11 protein-coding genes are annotated in these 11,575 nt (G+C 70.7%); 7 read left to right on the top strand and 4 right to left on the bottom strand.

The features are described from left to right. The first annotated feature begins 52 nt into the window (after positions 1-52). Both ACIUM1_RS04260 and ACIUM1_RS04255 read left to right on the top strand, forming a co-directional pair. The gene (locus ACIUM1_RS04260) at positions 53-2,065 is read left to right on the top strand and encodes a primosomal protein N' (RefSeq protein WP_406816028.1); all 2,013 of its coding nucleotides are present in this window, start codon (positions 53-55) and stop codon (positions 2,063-2,065) included. 130 nt (positions 2,066-2,195) lie between these two features. After that, the gene (locus tag ACIUM1_RS04255; RefSeq protein ID WP_406816027.1) at positions 2,196-2,681 is read left to right on the top strand and encodes a MarR family winged helix-turn-helix transcriptional regulator; all 486 of its coding nucleotides are present in this window, start codon (positions 2,196-2,198) and stop codon (positions 2,679-2,681) included. A 5-nt stretch (positions 2,682-2,686) separates the two neighbouring features. Here the strand turns inward: ACIUM1_RS04255 and ACIUM1_RS04250 are convergent, their stop codons facing one another. Then, positions 2,687-3,514, bottom strand: coding sequence for a class I SAM-dependent methyltransferase (locus ACIUM1_RS04250; RefSeq protein ID WP_406816026.1), 828 nt, complete (start codon positions 3,512-3,514; stop codon positions 2,687-2,689). A gap of 184 nt (positions 3,515-3,698) precedes the next feature. Between ACIUM1_RS04250 and fmt the strand changes: the two genes are divergently transcribed. The 4 genes from fmt to ribD are packed head-to-tail and all read left to right on the top strand — an operon-like array spanning position 3,699 to position 7,876. Beyond that, positions 3,699-4,646 carry a methionyl-tRNA formyltransferase gene (gene fmt, locus ACIUM1_RS04245; RefSeq protein WP_406816025.1) on the top strand — a complete coding sequence of 316 codons (948 nt, stop codon included), beginning with the start codon at positions 3,699-3,701 and terminating at the stop codon, positions 4,644-4,646. Further along, entirely contained in the window at positions 4,643-6,103 is a 1,461-nt protein-coding gene (locus ACIUM1_RS04240) for an RsmB/NOP family class I SAM-dependent RNA methyltransferase (protein ID WP_406816024.1), read from the top strand. Before fmt ends, ACIUM1_RS04240 begins: the two co-directional genes overlap by 4 nt. A 52-nt stretch (positions 6,104-6,155) precedes the next feature. Further along, a complete protein-coding gene (gene rpe, locus ACIUM1_RS04235) occupies positions 6,156-6,854 on the top strand; it encodes a ribulose-phosphate 3-epimerase (RefSeq protein ID WP_406816023.1) in 699 nt (232 codons plus the stop codon). Continuing rightward, positions 6,851-7,876 carry a bifunctional diaminohydroxyphosphoribosylaminopyrimidine deaminase/5-amino-6-(5-phosphoribosylamino)uracil reductase RibD gene (gene ribD, locus ACIUM1_RS04230; protein ID WP_406816022.1) on the top strand — a complete coding sequence of 342 codons (1,026 nt, stop codon included), beginning with the start codon at positions 6,851-6,853 and terminating at the stop codon, positions 7,874-7,876. The genes rpe and ribD overlap by 4 nt, the downstream gene beginning before the upstream one ends. Here the strand turns inward: ribD and ACIUM1_RS04225 are convergent. Both ACIUM1_RS04225 and ACIUM1_RS04220 read right to left on the bottom strand, forming a co-directional pair. Then, positions 7,873-9,453: an MFS transporter gene (locus ACIUM1_RS04225; protein ID WP_406816021.1), complete on the bottom strand. Its 1,581-nt coding sequence runs from the start codon at positions 9,451-9,453 to the stop codon at positions 7,873-7,875. The genes ribD and ACIUM1_RS04225 overlap by 4 nt on opposite strands. Continuing rightward, positions 9,450-10,157 carry an LppX_LprAFG lipoprotein gene (locus ACIUM1_RS04220; RefSeq protein WP_406816020.1) on the bottom strand — a complete coding sequence of 236 codons (708 nt, stop codon included), beginning with the start codon at positions 10,155-10,157 and terminating at the stop codon, positions 9,450-9,452. Before ACIUM1_RS04220 ends, ACIUM1_RS04225 begins: the two co-directional genes overlap by 4 nt. A gap of 118 nt (positions 10,158-10,275) precedes the next feature. Between ACIUM1_RS04220 and ACIUM1_RS04215 the strand changes: the two genes are divergently transcribed. After that, the gene (locus tag ACIUM1_RS04215) at positions 10,276-10,875 is read left to right on the top strand and encodes a riboflavin synthase (RefSeq protein WP_406816019.1); all 600 of its coding nucleotides are present in this window, start codon (positions 10,276-10,278) and stop codon (positions 10,873-10,875) included. Between the two features lie 56 nt (positions 10,876-10,931). On the opposite strand, the gene ACIUM1_RS04210 is transcribed toward ACIUM1_RS04215, so the two are convergent. Further along, positions 10,932-11,303: a hypothetical protein gene (locus ACIUM1_RS04210; RefSeq protein ID WP_406816018.1), complete on the bottom strand. Its 372-nt coding sequence runs from the start codon at positions 11,301-11,303 to the stop codon at positions 10,932-10,934. Positions 11,304-11,575: the final 272 nt, after the last annotated feature.

The raw sequence follows: 11,575 nt of genomic DNA, 5'->3' as shown, positions 1-11,575 counted from the left end.
CCCGGACGGTAACAACATTGGATGACAACATGATTCGCGGTCCGGGGACGCGGTGAGCCCCAGCGCGCGCACGCCCGTCGAGGTGGAGCCGATCGCCCGGGTGCTGCCGATGCTGTCGGTGCCGCATCTGGACCGGGAGTTCGACTACGTGGTGTCGGCCGAGCAATCCGACGACGCCCAGCCCGGGGTACGGGTACGGGTGCGCTTCCACGGCCGGCTGGTCGACGGATTCGTGCTGGAGCGCCGCAACGACACCGATCATCCCGGCAAGCTGGGCTGGCTGGACCGCGTCGTGTCGGCCGAACCGGTGCTCACCCCGGAAATCCGCCGGCTGGTCGATGCAGTGGCCGCCCGCTACGCCGGCACCCGTCCCGACGTGCTGCGCCTGGCGGTGCCGGCCCGGCATGCCCGGGTGGAGCGGGAAACGCCGCAAAGCCGCGATTCGGCGGTCCCGGAGCCCGTCGACCCGAGGGGCTGGGACGGTTACGGCCGCGGCGCTCAGTTCCTGGCCGCGCTGGCCGAATCGCGGGCGGCCCGGGCCGTCTGGCAGGCGCTGCCGGGTGAGTCGTGGACGGACCGGTTCACCGAGGCCGCCGCGCAAACCGTGCGGACCGGCCGTTCGGTGCTGGCGATCGTCCCCGATCAGCGCGACCTGGACGCGCTGTGGCAGGCCGCGACGACGCGGATCGACGAGCGCAGCGTGGTGGCCCTGTCGGCCGGCCTGGGGCCGGCGGCCCGGTACCGGCGCTGGCTGGCGGCGTTGCGCGGCTCCGCGCGGCTGGTGATCGGCACCCGCAGCGCGGTGTTCGCGCCGCTGAGCGATCTGGGGCTGGTCATGGTGTGGTCCGACGCCGACGACAGCCTGGCCGAGCCGCGGGCGCCATATCCGCATGCCCGCGAGGTGGCGATGCTGCGGGCGCATCAGGCCCGGTGCGCGGCGCTGATCGGCGGCTATGCACGCACCGCCGAAGCCCATGCGCTGGTGCGCAGCGGCTGGGCGCACGACATCGTCGCGGCGCGGCCGGTGGTGCGCGCCCGCACGCCGCGGGTGATCGCCCTCGACGACACCGGCTACGCCGACGAGCGCGACCCGGCGGCGCGCACGGCACGTGTTCCGTCCATCGCACTGCGCGCCGCCCGATCGGCGCTGCAAGCCGACGCGCCGGTGCTGGTCCAGGTGCCGCGGCGGGGGTACGTCCCGTCGCTGGCCTGCGCGCGGTGCCGGACCGTCGCCCGCTGCCGGCACTGCACGGGGCCCCTGTCGTTGCAGGAGGGCGGCGCCGCACTGCTGTGCCGCTGGTGCGGTCGGGTCGACCCGACGCGGCGGTGTGCGCGCTGCGGGTCGGACGCGGTGCGCGCCGTCGTCGTCGGGGCGCGGCGCACCGCCGAAGAACTCGGCCGCGCGTTTCCCGGCACGGCGGTGATCACGTCATCGGGCGACGGTGTGGTGCCCCAGGTCGCGGCCGGCCCGGCTCTGGTGGTGGCCACCCCGGGCGCCGAGCCGCAGGCGTCCGGTGGTTACGGGGCGGCGTTGCTGTTGGACACCTGGGCGCTGCTGGGCCGGCAGGACCTGCGCGCGGCAGAGGACGCGCTGTGGCGCTGGATGAGCGCCGCCGCGCTGGTGCGCGCCCGCGGCGACGGCGGCGTGGTGATGGTCGTCGCCGAATCCTCCCTTCCCACAGTGCAATCGCTGATCCGGTGGGATCCGGTGGGTCATGCGGAGGCGGAGGTGACGGCGCGGGCCGAGGTCGGTCTGCCGCCCAGTGTGCATATGGCCGCCGTCGACGGGACGGCCGACGCCGTGGCCGCGCTGCTCGACGCGGCCCGGCTGTCCGATCAGGAATCGTTTGACGCCGATTTGCTTGGGCCGGTGGACCTTCCGGCCGGCGTCCGCCGGCCCGCCGGAACCCCGGCCGGCGCCCCGGTGACGCGAATGCTGGTCCGGGTGCCGCGTCAGCAGGGGCTGGCGCTGGCGGCGGCGCTGCGCCGCGGCGTCAGTGTGCTCAGCGCCCGGCAAACCTACGAGCCGGCCAGGGTGCAGATCGACCCGCTGCACATCGGATAACCTTCACGGACCATTTCCCTAGGCGACAATATGTGCATGCAATAATCACGTCTTACGACATTGGAGTGTTGCTACACTTTCTCATCCTCAAACCGCCGAAAGGTCCGGACACCATCCGGGAAGGGGCGATATGGCAGCCGACCGCACCACAGTTGACGAGTCATTGGACGTCATCACCGATGCTCTGCTGACGGCCTCCCGTTTGCTGATGGCCATTTCGGCTCGCTCCGTCGGGCAGGTGGACGAGACCATCACCATCGCCCAGTTCCGGACGCTGGTGATCCTGTCCAATCGCGGTCCGGTCAACCTGGCCACCCTGGCGGGTCTGCTGGGCGTGCAACCGTCGGCCACCGGCCGGATGGTGGACCGGTTGGTCGCCGCCGGGCTGATCGACCGGTTGCCCCATCCGACCTCGCGGCGTGAACTGCTCGCCGCGCTCACCACGCGCGGCCGCGACGTCGTCCACCAGGTCACCGCGCACCGGCGCGCCGAGATCGCGGCCATCGTGGCGAAGATGCCGTCGGCGGAACGGCACGGGCTGGTGCGGGCCCTGACCGCGTTCACCGCTGCCGGTGGCGAGCCCGACGTCCATTTGGACGCCGAGCTCGACCTGTAAGTCGGCTAGTCGCGCCGCTTTTCGGCGATCACCAGCAGGTACTCCCAGCCCATGGTGCCGTCGGTGAGGTGCTGCTGCGCGAGTTCGACGAGCTGAGCGTCCAGTTCGTCGGCGAGCGCCCGGTTATGGCCGATGTTCGCGTACGCCTCGATGGTGGGGCCGTAGTGCTGCTTGAAGTACGCGTGCACCGCCTCGGCGCTGTCGAACCGGTCGACCGTCAACATGCCTCGCGTGGCGGTGATGTGGCCGATCTGGTCACCGAGCAGCGCGGCGACGTAGCCCGGACGCCCCCAGAGCGCCGCCGGCGGCACCGGGTGCGACAGGCTCGGCCGGTAGGGCCGGATGGTGGCGAGCATGCGGCCGAAGAATCCTTCGGGGGTCCAGCTGATCACGCCGATCGTGCCGCCCGGCCGGCAGACCCGGACCAGTTCGGTGGCCGCGCGCTGCTGGTCGGGGGCGAACTGCACCCCGATCGCGGAAATCACGGCATCGAATTCGCCGTTGCCGAACGGCAGCGCCTGTGCATTGGCCTCCCGGTAGTCGATCGCCAAGCCCCGTGCCTCGGCCCTGGCCTGCGACCGTCGCAACAGCTCGGGGGTGAGGTCGGTGGAGACGACGGCGGCGCCGGCGGCGGCCGCCGGCAGCGAGATGTTGCCCGAGCCGGCCGCGACATCGAGCACCCGTATTCCGGGCCGGATCCCGGCCGCTTTGACCAGGGTGGGGCCGAGGGGGGCCATCACTTCCTCGGCCATCAGGGCGTAGTCGCCCAACGCCCATACCGTGCGATGCGTTGCTGCCACCGAGGTGTCGGTGATCGGGGTGCCGAGGGTCATCTAGACCTCCTTGAACAGGGGAAAGGGCTGCCTTGCGACCTCGTTGTCGACATGAATCGGCGGTGTGGTCCACGCCGCCATTTAATGGCTCTCAGAAATAATAGCCATAGGAAACAATATACGCGCGTCTCTTGCCCGGTTCGGGCGGGTCGGGTCCGCGTCCGCGGCTTCCTAGACTGGGTCGGTGCGTCTTGTCTTCGCCGGAACCCCCGAACCAGCGCTCCCCGCACTGCGCCGCCTCATCGATTCGCCGCGGCACGAGGTGATCGCGGTGCTGACCCGGCCCGATGCGGCCGCCGGGCGGCGCGGCAAGCCGGAGCCGTCACCGGTGGCGCGCGAAGCGCTCGACCGCGGCATTCCGGTGCTGCGGCCATCGCGCCCGAACTCCGCGGAGTTCGTCGCCGAGCTGTCGCAGTTGGCGCCGGACTGCTGCGCGGTGGTGGCCTACGGCGCGCTGTTGCGCGACGCCCTGCTGGCGGTGCCGCCGCGGGGCTGGATCAACTTGCACTTCTCGCTACTGCCCGCCTGGCGCGGCGCCGCGCCGGTGCAGGCGGCCATCGCGGCGGGCGACAGCATCACCGGCGCCTCGACGTTCCAGATCGAGCCGAGCCTGGACTCGGGCCCGATCTACGGCGTCGTGACCGAGACGATCCGGCCGACCGATACCGCCGGGGAACTGCTTGAGCGACTGGCTGTTTCGGGCGCGGCACTGTTGTCGACCACGCTGGACGGCATCGCCGACGCGACGTTGACGCCGGTGCCGCAACCCGCCGACGGCGTCAGCATCGCGCCCAAGATCACCGTGGAGCAGGCCCGGGTGCGCTGGGACCTGCCGGCGCTGGTGGTGGATCGCCGCATCCGCGCCGTCACGCCCCATCCCGGCGCCTGGACGCTGATCGGCGATCTGCGCATCAAGCTGGGCCCGGTGCAGCTTGCCCAGGCCTCCGGGCAGGCTGGCCCGCCAGAACCCTTGCCGCCCGGCGCTATTCACGTCGATCGCAAGAGCGTATGGGTCGGCACCGGCTCAGATCCGGTGCGGCTGGACCAAATCCAGCCGCCCGGAAAGAAATTCATGAACGCGGTCGACTGGGCGCGCGGCGCCCGGCTGGACCCCGCGGTGCGGGCGACATGAGCGCCGGGCGTGACAGGCCGCAGCGCGGCCGGCCGGAGCGCAAGCCGTCAGGACCGCAGCGCGACCGCCGGCCCCAGCACCGGGATCGCCGGCCGCCACGACGGCCGCTGGACCCGGCCCGTGCCGCCGCGTTCGACGTGCTGCGGGCGGTCAGCGAGCGTGACGCCTACGCCAACCTGGCGCTGCCCGCCCTGCTGCGCGAACGCGGAATCACCGGCCGCGACGCGGCATTCGCCACCGAGCTGACCTATGGCACCTGCCGCACCAGGGGCCTGCTCGACGCCGTGATCGGCGCGGCCGCGGCACGCTCGCCGCAAGCCATCGACCCGGTGCTGCTCGACCTGCTGCGCCTGGGCACATATCAGCTGCTGCGCACCCGGGTCGACGCGCACGCCGCGGTGTCCACCACCGTCGAGCAAGCCGGAATCGAATTCGACTCGGCCCGAGCGGGTTTCGTCAACGGAGTGCTGCGGACCATCTCCGGGCGCGACGAGCAGGCCTGGGTCGCCGAGCTGGCGCCGAACCCGGCGCAGGACCCGGTCGGGCACGCCGCGTTCGTGCACGCCCACCCCCGCTGGATCGCGCAGGCGTTCGCCGACGCGCTGGGCGCCGACGCGACCGAACTCGACGCGGTACTGGCCGCCGACGACGAACGGCCTCAAGTACACCTGGCCGCCCGGCCCGGCGCGCTGACCGCGGCCGAACTGGCCGACGTGGTCGGCGGGACGGTCGGCCGTTATTCGCCGTACGCGGTGTACCTGCCGGGCGGCGACCCGGGCCGGCTGGCGCCGGTGCGCGATGGCGTGGCGCTGGTTCAGGACGAGGGCAGCCAGCTGGTGGCCCGGGCGGTGACGCTGGCGCCGGTGGACGGTGACGCCGGCCGGTGGCTGGACCTGTGCGCCGGGCCGGGTGGCAAGACGGCGCTGTTGGCCTCGCTCGGCGTGCAGCGGCACCAGGAGCCGGGGTTCCGGCTCACCGCGGTGGAGCCCGCGCCACGCCGTGCCGATCTGGTGGCCGAGAACACCCGCGGCCTGCCGGTCGACGTGTTGCGGGTGGACGGGCGGCGGACGGGTCTGGAGCCGACCTTCGACCGGGTGCTCGTCGACGCGCCCTGCACCGGGTTGGGGGCGCTGCGCCGCCGGCCGGAGGCGCGCTGGCGGCGCCAGCCCGCCGAGGTGCCCGCGCTGACCAAGCTGCAGCGCGAGCTGCTGGGCGCCGCGATCGCGCTGACCCGCCCCGGCGGCGTGGTGCTCTACGCCACCTGCTCGCCGCACCTGGCCGAAACCGTCGGCGTGGTCGCCGACGCGCTGCGCCGCCACCCGGTGAGCGCGCTGGACACCCGCCCCTTGTTCGAGCCCGTCGCCGACCTGGGGGCCGGGCCGCACGTGCAGCTCTGGCCGCACCGGCACGGCACCGACGCCATGTTCGCGGCCGCGCTGCGCCGCGAAGCGGAGTAGCAAGGACGCGCCGGAGGTGAAGCGGGCCGCGCCGCTCAGTAGTCTGGCCCTCATGCCTCGCAACACGGAACCGTTAGAGGGGCCCCTCATCGCGCCGTCGATCCTGTCCGCTGACTTCGCCCGGCTCGCCGACGAAGCCGCCGCCGTGACCGGCGCCGACTGGTTGCACGTCGACGTGATGGACAACCACTTCGTGCCGAATCTGACCCTCGGGCTGCCGGTGGTGGAGAGCCTGCTGGCCGCCACCACCATCCCGATGGACTGCCATCTGATGATCGAGAACCCGGACCGCTGGGCGCCGCCCTACGCCGAGGCGGGGGCCTATAACGTCACCTTCCACGCCGAGGCCACCCAGAATCCGATCGCCGTGGCCCGCGATATCCGCGCCGCCGGCGCCAAGGCCGGGATCAGCGTCAAGCCGGGGACCCCGCTGGAGCCCTACCTGGAAATCCTGCCCCAGTTCGACACCCTGCTCATCATGTCGGTGGAACCCGGTTTCGGCGGCCAGAGCTTCATCCCCGAGGTGCTGACCAAGGTGCGCACGGCGCGCAAGCTGATCGAGGCGGGGGAGCTGACCATCCTGGTGGAAATCGACGGCGGCATCAACGAGGACACCATCGAGCAGGCCGCCGAAGCCGGCGTCGATTGCTTCGTCGCCGGGTCGGCTGTTTACGGCGCCGATGACCCCGAGGCCGCGATAGACGCGTTGCGGCGGCAGGCCGCCGGCGCATCCCCGCACCTGCGTCGATGACGGTTCCGCCGGGCGACAGCCTGGACGACGCGATGCGCTTGGCGATCGAGCAGTCCAATCACGTCAAGGGAACCACGTATCCGAATCCCCCGGTGGGCGCGGTCATCCTGGACGCCGGTGGTGACGTGGTCGGCGTCGGCGCCACCGAACCGGCCGGGGGCGACCACGCCGAAATCCTGGCGCTGCGGCGGGCCGGCGAGTTGGCGGCCGGGGGCACCGCCGTGGTCACCCTCGAGCCGTGCAACCACTACGGAAGAACCCCGCCGTGCGTCAACGCCCTGCTCGACGCAAAGGTGGGCACCGTGGTGTACGCCGTCGCGGACCCGAACCCGGAGGCCGCCGGCGGGGCGGCCCGGCTCGAAGAAGCGGGCGTGACGGTGCGCTCCGGCGTGCTGGCCGACGAGGTGACCGGCGGCCCGCTGCGCGAGTGGCTGCACAAGCAGCGGACCGGGCTGCCGCACCTGACCTGGAAATACGCCAGTAGCTTCGACGGCCGCAGCGCGGCCGCGGACGGCTCCAGCCAGTGGATTTCCAGCGAGGCCTCGCGGGCGGACCTGCATCGCCGCCGGGCGGCCGCCGACGCGATCGTGGTGGGAACCGGCACCGTGCTGGCCGACGACCCGGCGTTGACCGCCCGGCTGCCCGACGGCTCACTGGCCGACCGGCAGCCGCTGCGAGTGGTCGTCGGAATGCGCGAAATACCCTCGGAGGCAAAGGTTCTCAACGACGACTCGCGGACCATGCTGATCCGCACGCATGACCCGATGGAGGTGCTCAAGGCCGTCGCGGACCGCACCGACGTACTGCTGGAGGGTGGCCCGACGCTGGCCGGGGCCTTCCTGCGGGCCGGGGTGGTCAACCGGATCTTGGCCTACGTCGCGCCGACCCTGCTGGGTGGCCCCGTCACCGCGGTCGACGACGTCGGAGTGTCGACGATCGCGCGGGCGCTGCGCTGGCAGTTCGACGGCGTCGACCGGGTGGGTCCCGATCTGCTGGTCAGCCTGGTGCCGCGCAGCGGTTAGCGCTCACCTAACGAGACCGCTTGCGGCTCAGCGACTTCCGGCTCCTCGGCGTGTTCCTTGCGGCCGCCGATCAGCAGACCCAGCAGCGCTCCCAAAATACAGATCACGACAGTGGCCTCGAAGATGTCGCCGTACATCATGGCGAAGGCCTTGAGGTACATGGTGCCCTGCGCGGCGATGCGCTCCAGCAGGGTGGCGTTGGCCGGGATCGCCGCGGTCAGGCCCGCGACGATCTGGTTGAACCGGTACAGGCCCCACGCGGTGAGCGCGGCCACCCCGATCAGCATGCCGGTCATCCGGGCCACCACCACGGCCGCCGAGGCGATGCCGTGTTCGGCCGATGGGACAACGCGCAGCGCCGCAGAGGTCAGCGGCCCGATCACCAGGCCCAGGCCCAGACCGGCCACCAGCAGATCGGCATGCAAGATGGGGACGCTGAACAACCCGAAGATGTTGTGCTTCTGGCTCAGCACGTCTTGGCGCCAGAAGTGAATCAGCCAGTATCCGTACGCCGCGATGAGCAGCCCGACGAAAGTCATGATCCGGTCACCGACCCGGGTGGCGATCCATCCGCCCAGCACCGCCCCGATCGGCAGCGCGATCAGGAACCACAACAGCAACCCGGCCGCCTGTGTCTCATCCATCTGCAACACGCCCTGGCCGAACAGCTCCACGTCGACCAGGGTCACCATCAGCGCGGCACCGGCGAACAGCGACGCGCCCAGCGCGGCCAGGAACGGGCGGAAGTGCACGCCGGCCGGTTCGATCAGCCGGGTGCGCGCGAAACGCTCCCAGAGCAGGAACAGTGCCGCCACCACGACCGCGCCGATGACCAGCGGCAGCCCGTAGCTGGGCAGGATCTGCTTGCCGTCGGGTTGCGGGTTGTACAGACCGATCACGGCGAGGCCCAACGCGACCGCCAGCAGCACGCCACCGACCAAATCGATCTTCTGGGGCTCCTCCGCCCGCTGGTGCGACGGCAGGCTGAACTGGATCATCACCATCGCGACGAGGGTCAGCGGGACGTTGATCCAGAAGACGTAGCGCCAGTCGTGTGTGAGGAAGACGATGAAGATCCCGTACAGCGGGCCAAGCACGCTGCCGAGCTCCTGGGCGGCACCGATGCCGCCCAGCACCCCGGCGCGATTGCGCTGCGCCCACAGGTCGGCGCCCAGCGCGAGGGTGACCGGCAACAGCGCGCCGCTGGCCACGCCCTGGACGGTGCGGCCGCCGACCAGCAGGTGAAAGTCGCCCCAGTGACCGGCCAGCGCGGTGATCACCGAGCCGACCATAAACAGCGCCAGGCTGACCTGCAGCACCAGCTTGCGGCCGAACCGGTCCGACGCGCGGCCCAGCAGCGGCATGGCGGCGATGTAGCCCAGCAGGTACATCGTGATGATCCAGGTGATGCGCTGCAGCTGGTTAATCGGGATGTGAACGTCGGTCATGATGTCGCGCATGATCGTCACGACCACATAGGCGTCCAGTGCGCCCAGCAGCACCGCCAGGCTGCCCGCGCTGATCGCTACCCGGCGTCCGGTTTGGTGCCCGGTTGGGACTTCCGTCTCTGCGGTCACGAGCTCACCGGGGGCTTGGTGACCTGAACCTGCTCGCCCCAGTTGGACAGGGTGATCTGGGCGGAGTTGCCGGAGCTCTTCTGCAGGTTGGCCTGGACCAGCAGGTGGTCACCGGTCTCCTGGACCCACACCGTGCTGGGCACCGGCTGCGTCGCGTTGAACTGCGGCACGATCTTGTTCACCGCGTCCGCCGAGACGTTTCCGCTGATGCGGATGGTGTTCTGCCCGTTGATGTTGTCGCGGCCCTCGGATTTGGCGTTGCTGAAGTTCGCCAGCGCGTTGCCCAGACCGTTGTCGGGGTTCAGCAGCACCGAGACGTCGTAGACGTCCGAAGCCTTGCCGAAGTCACTCCACTTGTTCGGGGTGAGGGTGGCGTACAGGGTTCCGTCGACCACGACGAAGTTGGCGTCGATGTCCGAGCCGCCCAGGGTGATCGTGGCGTTGCCCGACGCGGCGGTGGCAGGTGCGGTGGTGAGGTCGCCGGTCAGCGTCTTGATGGGCAGCCCGGGGATCTTGCCCTGGACGCTCAGCGCGATGTGCGCGCTCTGCACCTTCTTGGTGGCGTCGGCCGACTGCTTGACCAAGGTCGTGCCGTCGGGGAGCGGGGCGCCGCTCTGCTTTGAGCCGGACGAACAGCCGGCGATCAAGGCGGTGGCGAGGGTCAGGGATGCGATGACGGCCGATAGACGGCGGCGGGTCTGCATACTCTGCATCGTAGAGGGTGCCGGTGACTGTGCTGATGAACGCGGGGGGCCGGTGTCGTCCGGGCGCCGGTGTTTGCCCTGCTCACCAGCGTGAGTGGGGGCCAATTAGCCTGGGAGGATGTTTACCGGAATTGTCGAGGAACTCGGCGAGGTGACGGCTCGCGATGTGCTTTCCGACGCGGCGCGGCTGACCATTCGCGGCGCCGTCGTGACCGCCGACGCGGGCCACGGCGATTCGATCGCCGTCAACGGGGTGTGCCTGACCGTCGCCGAGCTGCTGCCCGGCGGCCAGTTCACCGCCGACGTGATGGCGGAATCGCTCAACCGATCCAACCTGGGCGGATTGCAAGTCGGCAGCCGGGTGAACCTGGAGCGCGCCGCGGCCGTCAACAGCCGACTGGGTGGGCACATCGTGCAGGGGCACGTCGACGGCACCGGACGCATCGTGTCCCGGACGCCGTCGGAGAACTGGGAAGTGGTGCGGATCGAGATGCCCGCCGAGGTGGCCCGCTACGTCGTGCAGAAGGGATCGATCACCGTCGACGGCATTTCGTTGACGGTGTCCGCGCTGGGCGACGAGCCGGGCGACTGGTTCGAGGTCTCGCTGATTCCCACCACCCGCGAGGTCACCACCTTGGGCCGAGCCCCGGTCGGCACGCAGGTGAACCTGGAAGTCGACGTGATCGCCAAATATGTTGAGCGGTTGATGGCCCGCTAGGTACCAGAAGCAGGCCGCTGCCCGAAGGTGTAGCGGCCTGCTTTCTCAGGCGTTGGCTAGAGCGGCATCCAGACGGGGCCGTTCCAATATCCCCAACCATTCACCTGGGGATTCCACACCACCTGAGCCCAGGGTGCCCACGGCGGTGGTGGTGGCGGCGGCGGCGCCCACGGCGGCGCTCCGCCGTAACCCGCCGGACCACCGTAGTTGTCGTCCCAATCGCGGCAGTTGTTCCAGTCCGGGTTGTTGCCCCAGCCGGGGTCCCACTGCTCGCCCGGGCACCAGTGGTGGTGATACAGGGGCGCGGGAGGAGGCGCCGCCGCAGCGGTGCCGGTGGACAGTCCGAGCGCGGACGCAGCGAGCCCGCCGGCCGCCAGTGCGCCGGTGCACAGGCGAACCCATGGTCGTGTTCGAGTGTTGGTATTCATGCGGCTGGTATTTCCGTCGGGAATGCGCGCGAAACCCGTTTCTGTCGTTTGCTCATGTCAAATATTCCGCACAGCCGTCCCATATCCGGTGCAAAGGGTGTCGTCGTATATCGCCCTTTCGTGGACGGATCTTTGGCACCAAGTGACGATATCGCCCGTGGAGGCAACCATTCCTGGCGGCGACATCGTGTTTGCGGGCGGCGGCTCGATTGGCGCGCTGCCTTTCGTGGTGCGAAAACGGCGGCGGGTCGCACGCTGTTTATGAACCGTGG

Source organism: Mycobacterium sp. M23085, assembly GCF_045343915.1.
In the GTDB taxonomy this organism is placed as follows: Bacteria; Actinomycetota; Actinomycetes; order Mycobacteriales; family Mycobacteriaceae; genus Mycobacterium.
The sequence above is the reverse complement of the archived record's forward strand: the minus strand, read 5'-3'. Positions and strand labels throughout refer to the sequence as shown.